This is a genomic window from Micromonospora sp. NPDC048898 (assembly GCF_043198035.1).
Taxonomy (GTDB): domain Bacteria; phylum Actinomycetota; class Actinomycetes; order Mycobacteriales; family Micromonosporaceae; genus Micromonospora.
Genome location: NZ_JBICUF010000015.1, coordinates 155,939 through 173,125, shown reverse-complemented (window position 1 = coordinate 173,125; position 17,187 = coordinate 155,939). Strand labels below are relative to the sequence as shown.

Sequence of the window (17,187 nt, the reverse complement as noted above, 5' to 3'; positions counted from 1 at the left end):
AGCTCAGGCCGGAGGGTCGAGCCCCTGTTCGCGGCGCAGTTGCTCCTGCGCGAGGATGCTGGCCCGGCCCAGCACGTCGACCTGGGCGGGGTTGTAGAGACCGACGACGGCGTCGATGAACATCTGGCGCGTGACGTGCTGGCTCTTCGACAGATGCCGGGCGGGGTCGCGCAGCCAGGGATAGTCGACCAGATGCTGCGCCAGGAGCGCGGCGAGCTTCTCGGCGAGGTTCTGGCGGGTCGCCTCGTCTGCGTCGGGTGGCAGGGTGTCGATGTCGTGGCTGATGGGATCCGTGTCGGCGTCCGCCATGCGCCGCAGGTCCTTCATCACGTCCTCGTCGTAGAGCTGGGTGAAGACGTGGATGAGCGAGGTGTCGGACACGGTCAGCCGCGGCGCGACCGACTCGAAGCCGGCGGGCGCGTCGGCTGGCGCCCCGTCGCGCAGAATGATCGCGATGTCGGAGCGGGCTCGGCGTAGACGCTCGACCTCGGCCGCCAGGTCGGCGTCGACCTGACGCAGCACTTCCGGGGCGGGGGCGCCGCCCGAGGTGATCGCGCCGATCCGGGACAGGGGCACGCCCAGCTCTACGAGCCGCCGGATGCGCAGGAGGACGACGAGATGCTGTACCCCGTACTGCTTGTATCCGTTCGGCCGGCGCTCGGGCTCGTCGAGCAGTCCGAGCCGGTGGTAGTGCCGAATCGTGTTCACCGTGGTGCCGGCGAGTTCCGCGAGCTCACGGGTGCTCCAGGCCACGTCGGTTCCTTCCTGGGTCTGACCCGGCGGTCGGCGGTCAAGTGCTGGCTCGCAGTCGACACCGTGTTCCCACCACAGAGTCAATGCGCCGATAACTCGGATCTTGAAGCCACCTGTCAGGCGTCGGCCGAAGAGGTCGCCGCGCCCGCCCGCCAGGTCGGGGTTCCGGACATCCCGGCGGCGATCAAGCCACCGGCAAGCACCTGCCTGCTCGGCGCGTCCGCCATCGTCGTGCCCTTCCGCCCGTCAGCGAGGGTGGACCAGGCCGTTGTCGTACGCGAAGATCACCGCCTGGATCCGGTCGCGGGCGCCGATCTTGAACAGGACCCGACCGACGTGCTTCTTCACTGTCGACTCGGTCAGCGTGAAGCGTTCGGCGATCTCGGTGTTGGTGGCACCCTGGCCGATCGCCTCGAGCACCTCGCGCTCCCGCTCGCTCAGCGTGCTCAGGCGGGGATCCTCGGATGTGGCCGGCGCCGGTTCCTGCAGGTAGGCGTCCATCAGCTTGCGGGTCAGGCTGGGGGCTACCACTGAGTCTCCGCTCGCGACGGCGCGGATACCGGCGATCAGTTCCTCGGGGCGCGCGTCTTTGAGGAGAAAGCCGCTCGCTCCGGCTCGAAGTCCGGCGTAGACGTATTCGTCCAGATCGAACGTGGTCAGGATCAGCACGTGGGTGCGGGAACCGGAAGCGGTTATGCGGCGCGTGGCCTCGATGCCGTCCATGCCGGGCATGCGCACGTCCATCAGCACCACATCGGGCCGGGTCTGATCTGCTTTCCGCACGGCCTCGGCGCCGGTGGCGGCCTCACCCACCACGGTGATGCCGGGGGTGCCGTCGAGCAGCATCTTGAAGCCCATTCGTTGCAGCTGCTGGTCGTCGACGATCAGGACGGTGGTCATGAGGGCTCCTTGAGGACTACGTCAACGAGCCAGCCGTTCTCCACCGGGCCAGCGGTCACTACCCCGCTGTACATGGCGGCGCGTTCGCCTATGCCGAGCAGGCCGTGGCTTGGAGAGGCCGGTATGGCACGGCCGTTGTCGAGAACGCGTACCCGTACCTCTCCGCGGCAGGCAGCGATAGTGACTGTCGCGGACGCGCTGCGCCCCGCGTGTTTGAGGGTGTTGGTGAGCGCTTCCTGGACGATGCGGTAGACCGCGAGCTGCAGCCCCTTGCCGAGGGTGTGCAGCTCGCCCGAGGTGGAGTAGGTGACTGGCAGCCCGGCTGCCCGCACGCTCGGCAGCAGCCGGTCGAGATCGTCGATGCCGGGCTGCGGCCTCAGCTGCGGACCAGGGTCACCCTCGCGCAGCACGCCCAGCACCCGGCGCAGCTCCGCGAGCGCCTGGCGGCCGGTCTCGCCGATCAGCCGGAGCGGCTCGGCGGTCTGCTCCTGCCGCGATCTGGCGAGGGCGGCGCTGCCGTCGGCGAGGCCGACGATCACCGACACGTGATGGCCGACGATGTCGTGCATCTCGCGGGCCACCCGGGCCCGCTCCTCAGCGACGGCCAGGCGGGCCTGCTGGTCCCGTTCGATCTCGAGGCGGGCGGCCCGGTCCTCCAGGGCGATGAGGTACGCCCGGCGGGTGCGCACCGCGACGCCGGACGCGACCGCGGCCGCCTCTGTGCCGATCGCCAGGAGCAGGGTGGTGACGCGGTTCTCCGTCACCGGGTTGATCAGGTAGATCTCGGCGACCAGCAGCGCGAGGGCGATCCCGGAGGCCCAGGCCAGCGCCCGCCACGAACCGCGGGAGGCCACCCCGAACAGCATCACGAGCAGGATCACTCCGGCGCCGACGCCGACGTCCAGCAGTCCCTCGATCAACTCGATGGCCGCGGTGGCCAGGAACGCCGGGAACGGGTACCGCCGCCGCCAGTAGAGCGGTGGCAGCAGCACCAGGGTCGCGATGGTCGCCGACAGGGGTTCCTCGATGATGTTCGGGATGCTGAAGAGCACGATCGGGACGGCTACCAGGGTGTCCATGACCCACGGATGGTGCCGGTCGAACGCCCGCAGCCGTGCCTGCCGGTCCACGAGCCATCCCTGCGTGCTCATCGCCCGAGTCTCCCTTACGCGTCGGTCTTCTTGAGCCGATAGGCGGTGACGGCGAGCGTCACGACCACGTACCCGGTGAAGACCGCGAGACCGGCCCACGGACCCAGCGTGCCGTCCGTGGGAGCCAGTGCCATCACGGCGCTGCCCGCGTTGCTCGGCAGGTACGGGGTCACGGCATCGGCGATCGAGTCCGGCAGCAGCGGGGCCAGACCGGGCACGACGAGCAGCGCGCCGGACAGGATCGCGATGGCGCCGGCGCTGGACCGGACGAGCATGCCGAGCGCGACACCGAGCACCGCGACCAGCCCCAGATAGAGGCCGGCGCCGAGCAGGGCCCGCACGACGCCCTGGTCACCGAGGCCCAGACCGTCGACCTTGTCGTTGAGCACGGCCGACCCCAGGGCGAAAGCGGCGAAGGCGCCGATGGCCATCGTCACGAAGGCGGCTGCCCCGGCGACGAGGCCCTTTGACCACAGCACCGGCAACCGGCGCGGCACCGCGGCCAAAGTCGCCCGGATCATGCCGGTGGTGTATTCGCTCGCCCCCAGCAACGCACCGAGCACACCGACGGACAGGGCGGCCAGGGCGCTGCCGGACAGGGCAAGGTCGATTGAGGTCAGGTTGTCGCCCGTGAAGGAAGCCGAGGCGATCATGCCGAAGGCGATCAGGAGGAGGACGGAGATGCCGGTCGTGATCCAGGTGGAGCGCAGGGAGGAGAACTTGGTCCATTCGGCGGCGACGACGCCACCAGGGGTGATCTTCATCGGGAGGCCTCGTATTCGACAGCGTCGCGGGTCAGGTCCATGAACGCCTCTTCGAGGGAGGCGTTCTGCGGGGTGAGTTCGAACAGGGGGATGCCGCGAGCGGCCGCGGCCAGCCCGATCACGCGGGCGGAGGTGCCGGCGACGAGCAGTTCCTCGGCACCGGTCGAGGTGACCGTGATACCCGGGCCGGCAATCGTCGTGCGCAGCGCGTCGGGGGCGGGAGTGACGACCCGGACGCCCTCGGCGGTCACGAAGTCGGCCACGGTGGTGTCGGCCAGCAGTCTGCCCCGGCCGATGATGACCAGGTGGTCGGCGATCAGCGAGACCTCGCTCATCAGGTGCGAGGACAGCATCACGGTGCGGCCCTCGGCGGCCAGGCCGGTGAGCAGGTTACGCACCCAGAGGACACCCTCGGGGTCGAGGCCGTTGACCGGCTCGTCGAGCATCACCACGGCCGGGTCACCGAGCAGCGCGGCGGCGATGCCGAGCCGCTGGCCCATGCCGAGGGAGAACGCACCGACCCGCTTGTGGGCGACGGCCGAGAGGCCGGCCAGGTCGAGCACCTCGTCCACGCGCGAACGCGGGATGCCGTTCGTACGCGCCATTGCCAGAAGGTGGCTGACCGCCGTCCGGCCGGGGTGCGCGGCCTTGGCCTCGAGCAGCACACCGATCTCGCGCAGGGGCGCCTGCGACGACGCGTACGGCTTGCCGTTGACCAGCACGTCGCCGGAGTTCGGCGCGTCGAGGCCGACGATCATCCGCATGGTCGTCGACTTGCCGGCGCCGTTGGGGCCGAGGAAGCCGGTGACCTGTCCGGGCTTCGCGGTGAACGACAGGCGGTCGACGACCGTCTTCGCACCGTACCGCTTGGTCACTTCGCGTATCTGAATCATGCTCACCACGCTAGGTCCGGGCACAGCCCCCATCGTGGTACCGCGGTCGGCATCTCCGGCCCACCGTTGGTACCCAGGTTCTACTGGCCATCGCTACGTAAGGGTGTTTCACCGACGCGAACGCCGCCCCGCCGATGCGAGCGTGGAGCCACAGCCAAGCAGTACGGGGTGCCCGACCTCAAGCTTCTGCAGCGCATCCGGTGCTTGTCCGAACTCGGCGTGCCGCTCTCCCAGATCCGCGAGATCTGCCTGGACGGCGCGGCCGCGCCGGACGCCCTGAGGCAGGTCGACGCCGGCCTTGCCTCGGAGATCGAGCGGTTGAGCAAGGCCCGGACCGACATCGCGACCATTCTGCTCACCCGTGCACCGGTGGGGACCGACCTGCTGGTTCATGCCGGCGTTCTGGAGAATTCCCAGGTCGACGACTCGGGTGACCGAACGGGCCGGGAGCCGGACCGCTGTGGCCCTCGGGGCGGTACTGACTGCTGCGGGGTACGTGCTGACGGCACTGGTTCACGACGCCGTAGCCACTTTCGTCGTCTGGCAGGTCATGATCGGTGCCGGCAACGGCGTGGTGCTGGCCACGCTCTCGACGTATGTGGTGACTCGGGCGCCCGCGGACGCGGTCGGCATCAGCTCCGGCTTGTTCAACACCGCGCGGGCGGTCGGAGGCGCTGTGTCCGGTGCCACCTTGGCGGCCGTCATGGCGGCCCTGTCGAGCCACGTGCCCGGGGTCGCAACGCCGGTGACGGGTAAGGCCGGCTACGTGACGGTCTGGCTCGCCTGCGCCGTCTTGGCGATCGTCGTAGCCGCTGTGGCGCTCTGTTTGTCCACGAGAAAGTCCGTTCGAACTCGAAATCCTTCGCGAGCTGGCCAACGACCTCGACGGCGGTCTGGCACACCGGGCACTTGAGCAACCGCCCCGAGGGTCGGAGATCATTGCAGACCGACCCGCCGGGGCAGCTCTGCGGTGGACGGGGTGATGAGCTCATCGGCGACCCAACGCGCGACGCCAACGGGGTAGGGCGCCGGCAGTGTGAGCACGATGTGCCCGAAGCCGGCGCCGATCGTCCTGCCGATGGCGTCCCGGGTGAGCCCGGGCCGGTCGTAGGAGACGGGCAGGTTGATCGAGCGGGTGATCGACGCTGGGTCGCGGCCGATTTCGGCGCAGTAGCGTTCCAGCAGGGCGCTGCGGCTGACGGCGTCGTCGACGTCGCCGCTGGCGATGTTCCAGATGTCCGCGTGCTCGGCGACCACCCGCAACGTGGCGGCGGAGCGGCCACCGACAACGATCGGCGGGTGCGGGCGCTGCACGGGCTTGGGGCTGGCGAACGCTCCGGTGAGGTCGACGTACGTTCCGTGGAAGTCGAACGGCTCGTTGTCGGTCCAGAGTCGCCGGATGACAGTGAGCGCCTCGGCGAGGCTGCCCACGGCGTCGGCGGTGTCGGCGAAGGGCAGGCCGTGCGCGGCGTACTCCCGCCGGGCCAGAGGGTGACCAGGCCGTGACCCGACGCCGATGCCGAAGTCGAGGCGCCCGCCGGAGACGATGTCGACGACCGTGGCGATCTTGGCGAGCATCGCGGGAGGTCGGAAGCGGTTGCTGGTCACCATTACGCCAAGTCGCAGCCGCTCGGTCTGCGCGGCGAGGGCGGAGAGCAGGGTCCAGCCTTCGTACGCCGTGCCGCCCGGGTCGCCACCGATGGGCATGAGGTGGTCGAACAGCCACGCGTGCTCGATCTCGGCGATGGCGTCCGCTTCCTGCCATACCCGCAGGATGTCGTGGTAGTCGACGTGCATCGGGGCGGTCATGAGCCCGAAGCTGGGCGAGGGCTTGCTTGGCATGGGTCCGTTCGTCCTTTCGGCGCCGAGGCTGGAAGGTCTGGCTGTGCGGCGGGTCAGCGGCGGGCGGACGCGCGGGCGCACGTCCGCCTGCCGCCTGGTCACTGACACGTGCGAGTGATCAGCGGCGGCGCAGCGCCGGCTCGAGCAGAGCGGGCGGCGTGTCGTTCTTCTCGTGGGCGGCGAGGTCGACACCGGGAGCCACGATCGCGTCGATCGCGTCCAGCACGTCGGCCGAGAGCACCGTGTCCGCGGCGGCGAGCTGCGAGCGGAGGTGGTCCATCGTGCGGGGGCCGATGATCGCGCTGGTCACGCCCGGGTGCGCGGTGACGAAGCCGAGCGCGAGTTGGATGATGCTGAGGCCGGCGTCGTCGGCGACTGTGGCGAGCTGCTCGACGGCGTCGAGCTTGGCGCGGTTGGCGGGGACACTGATGTCGTAGCGCTGCTGCATGAAGCCCGAGCGGTTCGTGCTGATGGCCTGGCCGGCACGGATCGCGCCGGAGAGCCAGCCCGATGCCAGCGGGCTCCAGGCGAGCACGCCCATGCCGTACTCCTGGGTCGCGGGCAGCACGTGGGTTTCGATGCCGCGCTGCAGGATCGAGTAGTTCGGCTGCTCGGTGACGTACCGGCTCAGACGTCCCTCGTGGGCGGCCCACTGCGCCTGCACGATGCGGTAGGCGGGGAAGGTCGAGGAGCCGAAGTAGCGGATCTTGCCCGCGCGCTGCAGGTCCGTCAGCGCCGACAGCGTCTCGTCGTCGCTGGTCGTCGGATCCCACCGGTGCATCTGGTAGAGGTCGACGTGGTCGACGGCGAGGCGGCGCAGGCTGTTCTCCAGCGCGGTGACCAGCCAGCGGCGCGACCCGCCCCGCTGGTTGCGCTCGTCGCCCATCGGCAGGGTCGCCTTGGTGGCCAGAACGACGTCGTCGCGGCGGCCGGCGATGGCCTTGCCGACCATCTCCTCGGACTGGCCGCCGCTGTAGGCGTCGGCGGTGTCGATGAGGTTGATCCCCGCGTCCAGCGCGGCGTCGACGATGGCGGTGGCGTCCTCCTGGGTGGTGTTGCCGATCTTGCCGAAGTTCATGGCGCCGAGCACGAGGGTGCTGACCTGCACACCAGTGCGACCCAAGGTGCGGTACTGCATGACTGTTTCTCCTTCAGACGTCCGGCGGTCCACGGGTTTGGCGGTAGCGCACCCGGTTCATTATGCTGAGCAAGCGGAGCGCTGTTCCGGTAAACACCATACGGAACGGTGTTCCGGATGCCAAGTGGAGTGACGGAGGTAACGCGACGTGGCTGACATCGACAGCGGCGTGGAGCAACCGGTCCCGCGCAAGCGGGCCGACGCCCGGCGCAACGAGAGGGCCCTGCTCGACGCTGCCGCCGCGGCGTTCGTCACCTCCGGCGTCGACGTGCCCGTGCGCGACATCGCCGTCAGGGCGGGCGTCGGCGTGGGCACGATCTACCGCCACTTCCCCAGCCGGGCCGACCTCATCGTCGCCGTCTACCGGCACCAGATCGAGGCGTGCGCCGAGGCGGGGCCGGCCCTGCTGGCCGACAGCGACACGCCGTACGCCGCCCTGGCGCAGTGGATCGACCTGTTCGTCGACTTCCTGGTCACCAAGCACGGTCTCGCGGCTGCGCTACAGTCCGACGACGCCGCCTTCCAGAGCCTGCACGCCTACTTCCTCGACCGGCTCGTCCCGGTCTGCGACCAGCTCCTCGACGCCGCAGTCGCCGCCGACGAGATCCGCCCCGACCTGGACGCCTACGGGCTGCTGCGCGGCGTCGGCAATCTTTGCATCGGCGCGGGCAACGACCCCCGTTACGACGCACGCCGCCTGGTCGACCTCCTCGTGGCCGGGCTTCGCGTCCGCTAGTGCGGTGTCCACGAACGTCCACCGGGTGTCCGGAGGTCGTTGCGGAGCCTCGCCTTGTGGGCGAGCGAGTCCCCTCCGGCTGGTGGGGCGGGCCTCCGCGGGCCACCTGATCCTCGCGCCGCGCCCGGGGCGGCGGGGATCACGTCGGGACCGGCCGGCACCGGGGAGGGTGCCGGCCGGCTCGACGGTGCGTGAGCACCTCCGACAAGACGCCAGCTGTCGGGGTGGTGTGTCCGCGGCCCGTCCTCAGAGCGCGGTGCCGCCCGAAGCGTCGATGACCTGACCGGTCACCCAGCGCCCCTGGTCGGAGGCGAGGAAGGCGATGATGCTGGCCACGTCGTCCGTCTCGCCGAGCCGGCCGAGGGCGACGCGCGCCGTCTGCTGCGCCGCGAGTTCCGGATTGTCGACCAGGTACTGGCTGTTCCGGGTCATGACGATGCCGGGTGACACCGAGTTGACGGTGATTCCACGCGGGCCCAGATCCAGCGCCATGTCGTAGCTGAACCAGTTCAGCGCCGCCTTGCTGACGCCGTAGGCCAGCAGATCCGGGCTTCCGACTCTGGCCGCGGTGCTGGAGACGTTGATGATCCGGCCGCCGTCGCGCAGTCGCGGCAGCGCGAGCTTCGTGATGAAGAACGGCGCCTTCACGTTCACGGCCATCACCTGGTCGAACTCGTCCTCGGGGAGGTCGGCCAGGCGGGCGAAGCTTCCCTTGCCGGCGTTGTGGACGAGGATGTCGATTTCCCCGTCGGGCACGAACTCCCGGCCCGCCTTGTCGAAGGTCTCCCAGAAGCGAGCCGCGTCGCCGGGTGTGCCCAGCTCGGTGTGCACGGCGAAGGCGCGTCCGCCGTCCTTGCGGATGCGCTCCACCGTGTCGCGGGCCGCCGCCTCGTCGTGGCCGTAGCCGACGGCGACCGTCGCCCCGTCACGGGCGAACCGCTCGACGGTCGCCCGGCCGATCCCGTGACTGCCGCCGGTGACGACTGCCACTTTGTTCTGCAGTGCTCCTGACATGACCGCTCCTTTGTTGAATGATCGCTCAAGAGGAACCGTAGCTCGTTCTTGAGTGATCTACCAACAAGTCTCCGACCTGCTTTTGAGCGATCGCTCTAGAATGGGGTCATGGACACACCAGAGGTACGGCGAGGCCGGCCGCCCACCTTCGACCGGGCGGCGGCACTGGCGGCCGCCACCCGCCTGTTCTGGGAGAAAGGGTACGAGGGGACCTCGATCAACGACCTGACCCGGGCGATGGGCATCCGGCCCGGCAGCCTCTATGCGGCGTTCGGCGACAAGAGGTCCCTGTTCAACGAGGTCATCGAGGCGTACGGTCGCTCCCCGGCCGGCGAGTTCATCTGGGCCGCCATGGCCAGGGAGCCGACGGCCTTCGATGCCTTCCGCCGCATCCTGCTCGACGCGGCGGCGATGTACACCGACGCCGAGACGCCGGCCGGAAACCTGCTCTGCAGCGCGGCCGCGGCCGACACCGATGTCGCCACCTACATGCGCGACCTGCGCAACGCCAGCGTCGGCACCTTCGAGAAGCGCCTGACAAGCGCCCGGCAGGAGGGCGAACTACCGGCGACAGCCGACCCTCGCAAGCTTGCCGCGTACTTCACGGCCGTCATGCACGGCATGTCCCAGCGCGCCCGGGATGGCGCCACGGCGGCGGAACTCACTGAAACCGCGGAACTGGCCATGGCCGCCTGGCCGGCGCGCTGACCGCTGCGGATCTCCCTGGCTGCCGGCGAACCAGGGACTCGTACAGGTCGATGGCTGGCGTCGGGATCGCCGGATGTCGCCCGCCCCCGATCGGCGCGGCCGCGCCGAAGCCTGACCGCGTGCGGCCACGCGGACTAGCCCGCGGGTTCGGTCGACTGGCGCTCGGCAGTGATCCGGAGAAGTCCTTCCACGCCGCGGAGGAAGGTCTCGGACACCAACGCGGGGTCGAAGAGGCATCCGGCTGCCATGGCGCCGTCGCGGAGCATGACGAAGTGACGCGCGGCGGGCTCTGCCGTCTCCTCGTGGACCTGCGCCATCAGCGTGGTGAGCGTGTCCAGGAACCATTGCCGGTGGGCGATGATCTCCTGACGCACGGGATGTTCCGTGTCGGGATACTCCGCCGCAGCGTTCAGAAACGCGCATCCACGGAACCCCGGGGACTGGATGCTCTCCGCGATGGAGTTGGCAATCGCCAGGAGTGGCCGTGAATTGGTGGTGATGACCGTGTCGACCGCGCCGCGATCCATCTCATGGACTTCACGCAGGTAGGCGAGGATGAGATCGTCCTTGCTCGGGAAGTGCCGGTAGAAGGTGGCCCGGGTCACTTTTGCCTCGGCAATGATCCGATCTACGCCGACGGAATGGATGCCCTCCGAGTAGAAGATCCTGGTTGCCGTGGTGAGGAGCCGGTGGCGCGCCTCGGAGGGCCGGGCACCGGGTGCGGTGGTCGTCATGCCGTCATCGTAGCGGATAGAACGTTCGGTCTTGACGATGTGGGTTGCGTCTGTCTTGCTAGGCAAGACAGAACGATCGGTCTCTCTAACCCCTCCGCCGAAAGGGTCACCCGTGACCACCATTGCTGCTTCGCCCGGTATTTCCCAGACGGCTTCCGCGCTGCGGCGGCTGTACTTCGTCCGCTTCGCATTCGCCATCGTCTGGGCTGGCGTGACGATCGCTACGGCTAAGGAGATCGGTCCGCTCGCGGTGGCGCTGTTCGTGCTCTACCCGTTGTTCGACGTGGGTGCCGCCATCTACGACCTCCGTTCGTCGCGGGCCACGGGCTCGCCGACCCTGCTGTACGTGAACATCGCGGTAAGCCTGGTCACGGCGGTCGGCGTGGGCGTCGCCGGTGCCTCCGGTGTTCCCGCCGTCCTGCGGGTGTGGGGCGCTTGGGCGGTCGTGGCGGGTCTGGTTCAGTTGATCGTGGGGGTCACGCGTCGGAAGATGGGCGGACAGTGGCCGATGATCATCAGTGGCGGCATCTCGGTTCTGGCCGGTGGGTCCTTCATCGCCGGTGCTTCCGCGGACAACCCGTCGCTGACCAACGCTGCTGGCTACGCCATTCCCGGTGCCATCTTCTTCCTCATCGCCGCCATCCGCCTCGGGCGCGCCGCGAAGGGCAACTGACATGACCACAACCGAGTACGACGTCGTCGTGATTGGTGCCGGTCCGGTCGGTGAGAACGTGGCCGATCGGGTCGTGCAGGGCGGGCTGACCGCCGCGATCGTTGAGCGGGAGTTGGTCGGTGGTGAGTGCTCGTACTGGGCGTGCATGCCGACCAAGGCGTTGCTGCGCAGCGCGTCGGCGTTGCGGGCGGCTCGTCATCTGCCGGGTGCGCGGGAGGCGGTGACGGGCGACCTGGACGTCGCGGCGGTGCTTGGCCGGCGGGACTCCTTCGCGTCGCATTGGCAGGACGACGGGCAGGTGTCCTGGCTCGAGTCGGCGGGCATCGCGCTGCACCGCGGTCAGGGGCGGATCAGGTCCGCCCGGGTCGTCGAGGTGACCGGCGTCGACGGTGTCACCACGACGCTGACCGCGCGGCACGCGGTGGTCGTTGCGACCGGAAGCAGCGCCCTGCTGCCGGATATCCCGGGGCTGCGGGAGTCGGTGCCGTGGTCCAGCCGCGAGGCGGCTTCGGCCAGTTCGGTTCCCCGTCGGCTCGCCATCATCGGCGGTGGCGTGGTGGCGGCCGAGATGGCGACCGCGTTCGCCGCTCTGGGGTCCGCGGTGACGGTGCTGGCCCGCGACGGTGTGCTGCCGTCGGCAGAGCCGTTCGCGGGGGAGTTGGTCACGGAGTCGTTGCGCGAGGCCGGTGTCTCGGTACGCCTCGGCGCGGAGGCCGTCTCCGTCAGCCGCGACGACAGCGCAACCGTCCATATCGATACGGCTGACGGCGAGCAGGTTGAAGCCGACGAGGTGCTGGTGGCGATCGGTCGCACCCCGAACACCCGGGACATCGGACTGGACAGCATCGGGCTGGTGCCGGGTGCCTGGCTGGCGGTCGACGACACGCTGCGGGTCGTCGGCGGCGGGGAGTGGTTGTACGCCGCCGGCGATGTGAACCGGCGGGTGCTGCTGACCCATCAGGGCAAGTACCAGGCGCGGGCTGTGGGCGACGTGATCGTGGCCCGGGCGAAGGGCGAGAAGGTCGAGGACGGCCGGTGGGGCCGGCACGTGGCGACGGCCGACGAACGTGCGGTGCCGCAGGTGGTCTTCACCGACCCGGAGATCGCGTCGGTGGGCCTGACCGCCGCTGCGGCCGAGGCAGCGGGGCTACGGATCCGGGTCGTGGACTACGACCTCGGGGCCGTCGCCGGATCCTCCCTGCACGCCGATGGCTACCGGGGACACGCCCGCATGGTCGTCGACGAGGACCGAAAGGTGATCGTCGGCTTCACCCTCGCCGGCCCGGACGTCGCGGAACTCATCCATGCCGCGACCATCGCCATCGTCGGCGAGGTCCCGCTGGACCGGTTGTGGCACGCGGTTCCGGCCTACCCGACCGTCAGTGAGGTGTGGCTGCGGCTGTTGGAGACCTACGGCCGCTGACGGTGAACCCGGCGCTCGTCCCGGCGCTGTTCGCGCCGGGACGAGGCTCGCCGTCCACACCGTGAATCGGGGACGAATCCCGTTGCGGCGTTGGCTTCGTCCGAAAATAGAACGAACATCTTTGCACTTCGAGGAGAGTCCCTTGCCCACCAAGATCACTATCGTCATCGATAACCCTGCGAGCCCCGACGACTTCGAGCGGGCCTACGCGGACGTGAAGGCTGCCGCAGCGAAGTTCCCGAAGCTGCGGCGACTCGAGTCCGCGAAAGTGTGGCCGAAGGAGGATGGCACCGCTACCCCCGCGTACCGGACGCTCGACCTTTACTTCGACAGCTACGAAGATGCCTCCGCAGCGGTCGCGACAAGCGTTGCCGCTGATGTCTTCGGCACCCTCGTCGGGACGCAGGTCACGTTCAAGGGGCTGTTCTCGGACATCGAGCAGGTTTGAGTATTACGAGTTCCCCGGGCGTAGGCAGAAACGACGCCCTACGCCCGGGGTTCCTCAGCCGACGTCGGCCGCCGGCGCGCTCCACCACCCTGGGCTGACCGACCTCGTGGCTCGGATTTTCCGGGTTGGAGCGTGCTCCGTCCAGGTTGTCGCCCCCCGTCGCGTCGTAGATCCCGCGCTCGGGCGGCGTCCGGCGCCCGCTCAGCCAGCCCCGCCCGAGCGCTGGATGAGGTGCTGCACCCACTTGTCGAACTTGCTGCTGGCGCCGCCGGCCAGGCTGGCCAGGTCCTGCTCGGTCACCGCGCCCCGGTCGGTCAGCGACACGATGAGGCTGCGCAGCCGCCGGTGGTCGTCCGCCTCGGAGGGTTCGACGGGGCCGGTGCCGCCGACCTGCCGTTGCAGGTCCTGGAGGATGTCCATCATCTGCGGCAGTGTCTCGATGACCTGCGAGAGACCGGTTTCGTGCGGGCTCGACGAGCCGCGCAGGTCCTGCAGGGTGAGCGCCACCGACATCGGGGTGACGATGTCGGCGTCGGTAGTGATCGAGTCGATGGCGCGGCCCAACTGTTCCTTGGCCGAGTGCACACTGTCCAGGTCGGTGTGGTCGACCAGGATCGTCCGCATCCCCTGCACGTCGAAGGGGAGCTGCTGGTCCTTCGCCATCAGCTGGACGAAGGGTTTGCGGAGCGCGTGCCGCACCGCCAGTTCGTAGAAGACGTTGGCGTTCTGGTCGGTGAGGTCGGCGATGACCAGGTCGTTCTGGATGATCCGGTCGAGCACCTGCGAGGTGATCAGGCCGGCGCGTTCGATCTCGTCACCCCGGATCGCCTGGTAACCCCGCGCCTCGACGACCGGGCGGATGACGTGTTTGAGGATCTGGTCGCTGCGTCGGCGGATCTCGGAGCCCTCCTGGCCGATCGGAGCGATGACGAAGCACTCACGTCGGCTGGGCTGCCCGTTAGCGTCCCCCATGCGGCACAGCGTAGAGGAGATCGGCAAGCCTCGCTGTCACCCCCGTCGCGCCTCGGCCCGCTCCCAGTGGGCTTGGTGCGCGGCGAGTAGCCGTCCGGCGTCGTCCACCGCGTTGGGAGTCACCCGTTCCGAGGCCCACCTGTCGAGGACCGGTGCCATGCCGTCGACCAGGCGCCGGCCGACCGGGGTCAGGCGTGGCTGCGCGGCCAGCACCCGCACGGTTTGCCTGGCCGCCCGGGTCCAGCGGACGAACTCGACCTCGGCGTGGTGCCGGGCCGCCCGGTCCCGCTCGACGAACCGTTGCCGTCGCCAGAAGCCGGCAACCCCCAGGTGGGCGTACGCGCCGTGCAGCAGGCCCTCCAGGGGGCGGGGGTCGGGTCGCCACGGCGCGTAGAACGACTCATCCGGACCGGGCTCCACCAGGGGGAACAGGTCGGCCAGCGCGGCCAGCTTGAGGTGTTGGATCTCGTGGGCGAGGGTGACCGCCGCCGAGCGGGCATCCGGCGGCAGGGACATCGCCACCGCGCCGAACCCGTGGTGGAACGTGCCGCTGCGGACCCCGGACCGCGGCGGGTCGAGGGGCACCAGCGCGCGTAGCGCCACCGCCACCTCCTCGGCGACCTCCCGGTGCTCGTCGGTGAGCAGGCGCCACGCCCCGCGCAGCCGGTGCTGCCACCGGCCGGGGTCGCGTACCGAACCGGCGATCGGGTGAGCGTGGGCCTCGGCTGCCATCGGCACGTGCCGCCAGGTGCCGGTGTCCAGCAGCAGTCGCAGCGCCAGCCCGCCGTGGGTGGCACGCAGCTCGGGGACCGGCCGCCAGCGGTGGTCGGGCGGGTGGTCGTACCCGATCTCGGTCCGCTGCCCGGCGCAGCGCACCTCGGCCCGCCCACCCGCGCAGCGCACGCGGGCTCGGGTGGCAGCGGGGTCGACCCGGAGGGTGCCGAGGCCGGGCAGGTCCAGCCGGCCCGGTGTGGTCGGGTCGAGCGGCACGTCCAGGTCGGCGTCCGCGCGGGCCCGCACCACCGCGGCGGCGGCGACCGCCGCGAGCAGACCGGGGTACGCCGCCGCGCGCTCGTCACCCCGGCGCAGCAGTGCCGCGGTGCCGAAGGCCCAGGCGGCCACCGGGGGATGACCCCACGCCGCCTGGCGCTGGCCCTGCTCCAGGCCACCCACCACGCGGTACGCCGCCTCGACCGCAGCCCGGTCCGGGTGGTCCACCCGATGGGTGAGGACGACCAGTGCCCGGACCATCAGCAGGTTCTTGCTGTGCTGGGCGGAACGCAACAGTTCGAGGGCGGTCGGGCCGCCTCCGCCGGTGGCGAGCCCGTCGAGAACGGCTCGGGGTAGCCGGTGCCCGGCTGTCGTCACCGGTGCGCCTCCCGCAGTGCTGTCACGTCCCGCCGCAGGGTGCTGCGGATGTGAGCGATGAGCTGGTACAGGTCGGCGCAGTAGACCGACGGGTTGTCGAAGCCGCGGCCGGCGTGCCACCGGTGTGTGTAGAGGCCGCCGCCGCAGACCTGGTGCAGCTCGCAGGCGCGGCACTGGGCGCAGAGCCCGGCTGCCCCGGACTGCTGGGCCCGCACGCCGGGCTGGTCGAGCGCGGCGTCGAAGGTGTCCCGGTCGACGTGCAGGCCGGTGCTGCCGGCACTGGCGTGGGCGGCGCCGAGAGTGTCGTCCATCTCGATCGCCCCGTCGGTCTCCACCACCGTCACGGCGACCGGGCTGACCCCCACCCCGGCGAGCCGGGAGGAGCCGCCCAGCAACAGCTGGATGATCTCGTCGAAGAGGCGGACCCGGGTCCGTCGACTGTCGTCGGCGTACCACTCGTCGAAGACGGCGGTCAGCCAGTCCGCGTACGGGGCCTGCCGTGGGTCGGCGGGGCGGCCCGCGGGCGGCGACGACCAGGTGCCGTGCGGCAGCAGGAAGTCTATCGTCGGGGGACTGTGGGCCAGCAGGCTGCGGTAGGTGGTGACCGGGTCGTTGCGCAGGTCCACGGTGCACAGCAGACCGTTGAACAGCCGCCGGTACGATCCGGTCAACTGGTGCAGTGCAGCCTCGACCCGGTCGTGGCTGCCCCGACCGTCCGACCCTCGCCGGTGCCTGTCGTGCGCCGCGCGGTCCCCGTCGAGGCTGACGCTGATCCCCACGTCGAGCCGGTCGAACAGACGCAGGAAGGGGCCGTCCAGGCGGACGCCGTTGGTCTGCACCGTCATCCGCGCGGGCACCGGGGCGGCACCGCGCCGCAGCAGCTCGACGGCCCGCTCGACACCGGCAACCCCGGCCAGCAGCGGCTCGCCGCCGTGCAGCACGACGCTCACCCCGCCCAGCCGGTGTCGGCGGGCGTGTTCGCCGATCCGCTCACCGGTGCGGGCCAGTGTCGCCGCCGACATCGTCCGGGGTCGGGATCGCCAGCGCTGGTCAGCCATGGTGTACACGTAGCAGTAGTCGCAGGCCAGGTCGCAGCGGCTGTGCAGCTTCACCACGAACTGTCGGAAAGGAGACGGACGCCGTACTGGCGCGGGGAGGACCACCGTGCCGGGTGACGGCCGGTGACCACCAACGGGTCCGGGCATCAGACGCTCCGCCGTCCTGTCGGTCGCCGGTCGGGCCACCTTCCAGAGTGGAGCATACATCGACAGATGGCGTTCCGGGTGCGGCGAATGACCGGCCGGCGTCGGGACGGACCCGTCCTACCTGGTCCGGCCGCCGTCCGGGTGTCGGCCGTCGAGGCGGCGCACGGTTATCATGAGCACACTCAGCGGAGCTGGCGACCGGTCAATGTCTGGCCCGGCGGTGGGGCCGACCGGGCGCGGCACGACACGGAGACAGGCGGTGGTCGGTGATGGACACCGAAGAGGACGACCTCCGTTCCGAGTTGATCGACCTGACCGACATGGACCTCGCCGAGCTCGACGCGATCCCGGGTGGTGTGCTCGTGGCCGCACTGGCACGACTCGACCGCCGCACCGCCGCCGCCGACGAACAGTACGCAGGCTTCGAAAGCGCCCTCGATGGCGACGACTGACCCCACGGGTGCC

Annotated in this window: 20 protein-coding genes; 7 read left to right on the top strand and 13 right to left on the bottom strand. The window is 70.2% G+C overall.

Annotated features, from left to right (window positions below; genetic code table 11):
* Window positions 1–3: 3 nt before the first annotated feature.
* The 6 genes from ACGFIQ_RS29475 to ACGFIQ_RS29450 form a co-directional block, all read right to left on the bottom strand.
* Entirely contained in the window at window positions 4–753 is a 750-nt protein-coding gene (locus ACGFIQ_RS29475) for a MerR family transcriptional regulator (RefSeq protein ID WP_393248753.1), read from the bottom strand.
* A gap of 246 nt (window positions 754–999) precedes the next feature.
* Complete coding sequence (locus ACGFIQ_RS29470; protein ID WP_393248752.1) at window positions 1,000–1,653, bottom strand: response regulator; 654 nt, start codon at window positions 1,651–1,653, stop codon at window positions 1,000–1,002.
* Window positions 1,650–2,804, bottom strand: coding sequence for a sensor histidine kinase (locus ACGFIQ_RS29465; RefSeq protein ID WP_393248751.1), 1,155 nt, complete (start codon window positions 2,802–2,804; stop codon window positions 1,650–1,652). Before ACGFIQ_RS29465 ends, ACGFIQ_RS29470 begins: the two co-directional genes overlap by 4 nt.
* A 14-nt stretch (window positions 2,805–2,818) precedes the next feature.
* Window positions 2,819–3,568 (bottom strand): ABC transporter permease, encoded by a 750-nt coding sequence (locus tag ACGFIQ_RS29460; protein WP_393248750.1) that lies wholly within the window; start codon window positions 3,566–3,568, stop codon window positions 2,819–2,821.
* On the bottom strand, window positions 3,565–4,461 hold the full coding sequence (locus ACGFIQ_RS29455; protein WP_393248749.1) for an ABC transporter ATP-binding protein: 897 nt from the start codon (window positions 4,459–4,461) through the stop codon (window positions 3,565–3,567). The genes ACGFIQ_RS29460 and ACGFIQ_RS29455 overlap by 4 nt, the downstream gene beginning before the upstream one ends.
* Before the next feature lie 108 nt (window positions 4,462–4,569).
* Window positions 4,570–4,854 (bottom strand): hypothetical protein, encoded by a 285-nt coding sequence (locus tag ACGFIQ_RS29450; protein WP_393248748.1) that lies wholly within the window; start codon window positions 4,852–4,854, stop codon window positions 4,570–4,572.
* On the opposite strand from ACGFIQ_RS29450, the gene ACGFIQ_RS29445 reads away from it, so the two are divergent.
* Window positions 4,853–5,374 carry an MFS transporter gene (locus tag ACGFIQ_RS29445; protein ID WP_393248747.1) on the top strand — a complete coding sequence of 174 codons (522 nt, stop codon included), beginning with the start codon at window positions 4,853–4,855 and terminating at the stop codon, window positions 5,372–5,374. The genes ACGFIQ_RS29450 and ACGFIQ_RS29445 overlap by 2 nt on opposite strands.
* A 23-nt stretch (window positions 5,375–5,397) precedes the next feature.
* On the opposite strand, the gene ACGFIQ_RS29440 is transcribed toward ACGFIQ_RS29445, so the two are convergent.
* Both ACGFIQ_RS29440 and ACGFIQ_RS29435 read right to left on the bottom strand, forming a co-directional pair.
* A complete protein-coding gene (locus ACGFIQ_RS29440) occupies window positions 5,398–6,303 on the bottom strand; it encodes an LLM class flavin-dependent oxidoreductase (RefSeq protein ID WP_393248746.1) in 906 nt (301 codons plus the stop codon).
* Between the two features lie 118 nt (window positions 6,304–6,421).
* Window positions 6,422–7,441 carry an aldo/keto reductase gene (locus ACGFIQ_RS29435; protein ID WP_393248745.1) on the bottom strand — a complete coding sequence of 340 codons (1,020 nt, stop codon included), beginning with the start codon at window positions 7,439–7,441 and terminating at the stop codon, window positions 6,422–6,424.
* Between the two features lie 157 nt (window positions 7,442–7,598).
* On the opposite strand from ACGFIQ_RS29435, the gene ACGFIQ_RS29430 reads away from it, so the two are divergent.
* Window positions 7,599–8,177 (top strand): TetR/AcrR family transcriptional regulator, encoded by a 579-nt coding sequence (locus ACGFIQ_RS29430; protein ID WP_393248779.1) that lies wholly within the window; start codon window positions 7,599–7,601, stop codon window positions 8,175–8,177.
* Window positions 8,178–8,423: 246 nt separating this feature from the next.
* Here the strand turns inward: ACGFIQ_RS29430 and ACGFIQ_RS29425 are convergent, their stop codons facing one another.
* Window positions 8,424–9,191 carry an SDR family NAD(P)-dependent oxidoreductase gene (locus ACGFIQ_RS29425; protein WP_393248744.1) on the bottom strand — a complete coding sequence of 256 codons (768 nt, stop codon included), beginning with the start codon at window positions 9,189–9,191 and terminating at the stop codon, window positions 8,424–8,426.
* A 108-nt stretch (window positions 9,192–9,299) separates the two neighbouring features.
* Here ACGFIQ_RS29425 and ACGFIQ_RS29420 point away from each other — a divergent pair, with 108 nt between their 5' ends.
* A complete protein-coding gene (locus tag ACGFIQ_RS29420; protein ID WP_393248743.1) occupies window positions 9,300–9,899 on the top strand; it encodes a TetR/AcrR family transcriptional regulator in 600 nt (199 codons plus the stop codon).
* A 134-nt stretch (window positions 9,900–10,033) separates the two neighbouring features.
* Here the strand turns inward: ACGFIQ_RS29420 and ACGFIQ_RS29415 are convergent, their stop codons facing one another.
* Window positions 10,034–10,633, bottom strand: coding sequence for a TetR/AcrR family transcriptional regulator (locus ACGFIQ_RS29415; RefSeq protein ID WP_393248742.1), 600 nt, complete (start codon window positions 10,631–10,633; stop codon window positions 10,034–10,036).
* A 112-nt stretch (window positions 10,634–10,745) separates the two neighbouring features.
* Between ACGFIQ_RS29415 and ACGFIQ_RS29410 the strand changes: the two genes are divergently transcribed.
* From ACGFIQ_RS29410 to ACGFIQ_RS29400, 3 genes are all read left to right on the top strand, one after another.
* Window positions 10,746–11,306 (top strand): hypothetical protein, encoded by a 561-nt coding sequence (locus ACGFIQ_RS29410; protein WP_393248741.1) that lies wholly within the window; start codon window positions 10,746–10,748, stop codon window positions 11,304–11,306.
* A gap of 1 nt (window position 11,307) precedes the next feature.
* Window positions 11,308–12,729 (top strand): dihydrolipoyl dehydrogenase family protein, encoded by a 1,422-nt coding sequence (locus ACGFIQ_RS29405; RefSeq protein WP_393248740.1) that lies wholly within the window; start codon window positions 11,308–11,310, stop codon window positions 12,727–12,729.
* A gap of 142 nt (window positions 12,730–12,871) precedes the next feature.
* Window positions 12,872–13,177 (top strand): hypothetical protein, encoded by a 306-nt coding sequence (locus ACGFIQ_RS29400; protein WP_393248739.1) that lies wholly within the window; start codon window positions 12,872–12,874, stop codon window positions 13,175–13,177.
* Between the two features lie 201 nt (window positions 13,178–13,378).
* Here ACGFIQ_RS29400 and ACGFIQ_RS29395 read toward each other — a convergent pair whose 3' ends face one another.
* Genes ACGFIQ_RS29395 through ACGFIQ_RS29385 form a run of 3 tightly spaced genes read right to left on the bottom strand, consistent with a single transcriptional unit; the run spans window position 13,379 to window position 16,632 of the window.
* Window positions 13,379–14,149, bottom strand: coding sequence for a hypothetical protein (locus ACGFIQ_RS29395; protein WP_393248738.1), 771 nt, complete (start codon window positions 14,147–14,149; stop codon window positions 13,379–13,381).
* A 36-nt stretch (window positions 14,150–14,185) separates the two neighbouring features.
* Window positions 14,186–15,517 (bottom strand): HEXXH motif domain-containing protein, encoded by a 1,332-nt coding sequence (locus tag ACGFIQ_RS29390; RefSeq protein ID WP_393248737.1) that lies wholly within the window; start codon window positions 15,515–15,517, stop codon window positions 14,186–14,188.
* Window positions 15,514–16,632 (bottom strand): FxsB family cyclophane-forming radical SAM/SPASM peptide maturase, encoded by a 1,119-nt coding sequence (locus ACGFIQ_RS29385; RefSeq protein ID WP_393248736.1) that lies wholly within the window; start codon window positions 16,630–16,632, stop codon window positions 15,514–15,516. The genes ACGFIQ_RS29390 and ACGFIQ_RS29385 overlap by 4 nt, the downstream gene beginning before the upstream one ends.
* A gap of 359 nt (window positions 16,633–16,991) precedes the next feature.
* On the opposite strand from ACGFIQ_RS29385, the gene fxsA reads away from it, so the two are divergent.
* The gene (gene fxsA, locus ACGFIQ_RS29380) at window positions 16,992–17,174 is read left to right on the top strand and encodes an FxSxx-COOH cyclophane-containing RiPP peptide (protein WP_393248735.1); all 183 of its coding nucleotides are present in this window, start codon (window positions 16,992–16,994) and stop codon (window positions 17,172–17,174) included.
* The last annotated feature ends 13 nt before the right edge of the window (window positions 17,175–17,187 follow it).

What these genes read in the sequence shown, in the direction of transcription:
- ACGFIQ_RS29470 (WP_393248752.1), bottom strand. Translation starts at nt 1,653, where the DNA reads ATGACCACCGTCCTGATCGTCGACGACCAGCAGCTGCAACGAATGGGC.
- ACGFIQ_RS29465 (WP_393248751.1), bottom strand. Translation starts at nt 2,804, where the DNA reads ATGAGCACGCAGGGATGGCTCGTGGACCGGCAGGCACGGCTGCGGGCG.
- ACGFIQ_RS29460 (WP_393248750.1), bottom strand. Translation starts at nt 3,568, where the DNA reads ATGAAGATCACCCCTGGTGGCGTCGTCGCCGCCGAATGGACCAAGTTC.
- ACGFIQ_RS29455 (WP_393248749.1), bottom strand. Translation starts at nt 4,461, where the DNA reads ATGATTCAGATACGCGAAGTGACCAAGCGGTACGGTGCGAAGACGGTC.
- ACGFIQ_RS29445 (WP_393248747.1), top strand. Translation starts at nt 4,853, where the DNA reads ATGCCGGCGTTCTGGAGAATTCCCAGGTCGACGACTCGGGTGACCGAA.
- ACGFIQ_RS29450 (WP_393248748.1), bottom strand. Translation starts at nt 4,854, where the DNA reads ATGAACCAGCAGGTCGGTCCCCACCGGTGCACGGGTGAGCAGAATGGT.
- ACGFIQ_RS29440 (WP_393248746.1), bottom strand. Translation starts at nt 6,303, where the DNA reads ATGCCAAGCAAGCCCTCGCCCAGCTTCGGGCTCATGACCGCCCCGATG.
- ACGFIQ_RS29435 (WP_393248745.1), bottom strand. Translation starts at nt 7,441, where the DNA reads ATGCAGTACCGCACCTTGGGTCGCACTGGTGTGCAGGTCAGCACCCTC.
- ACGFIQ_RS29425 (WP_393248744.1), bottom strand. Translation starts at nt 9,191, where the DNA reads ATGTCAGGAGCACTGCAGAACAAAGTGGCAGTCGTCACCGGCGGCAGT.
- ACGFIQ_RS29420 (WP_393248743.1), top strand. Translation starts at nt 9,300, where the DNA reads ATGGACACACCAGAGGTACGGCGAGGCCGGCCGCCCACCTTCGACCGG.
- ACGFIQ_RS29415 (WP_393248742.1), bottom strand. Translation starts at nt 10,633, where the DNA reads ATGACGACCACCGCACCCGGTGCCCGGCCCTCCGAGGCGCGCCACCGG.
- ACGFIQ_RS29405 (WP_393248740.1), top strand. Translation starts at nt 11,308, where the DNA reads ATGACCACAACCGAGTACGACGTCGTCGTGATTGGTGCCGGTCCGGTC.
- ACGFIQ_RS29395 (WP_393248738.1), bottom strand. Translation starts at nt 14,149, where the DNA reads ATGGGGGACGCTAACGGGCAGCCCAGCCGACGTGAGTGCTTCGTCATC.
- fxsA (WP_393248735.1), top strand. Translation starts at nt 16,992, where the DNA reads ATGGACACCGAAGAGGACGACCTCCGTTCCGAGTTGATCGACCTGACC.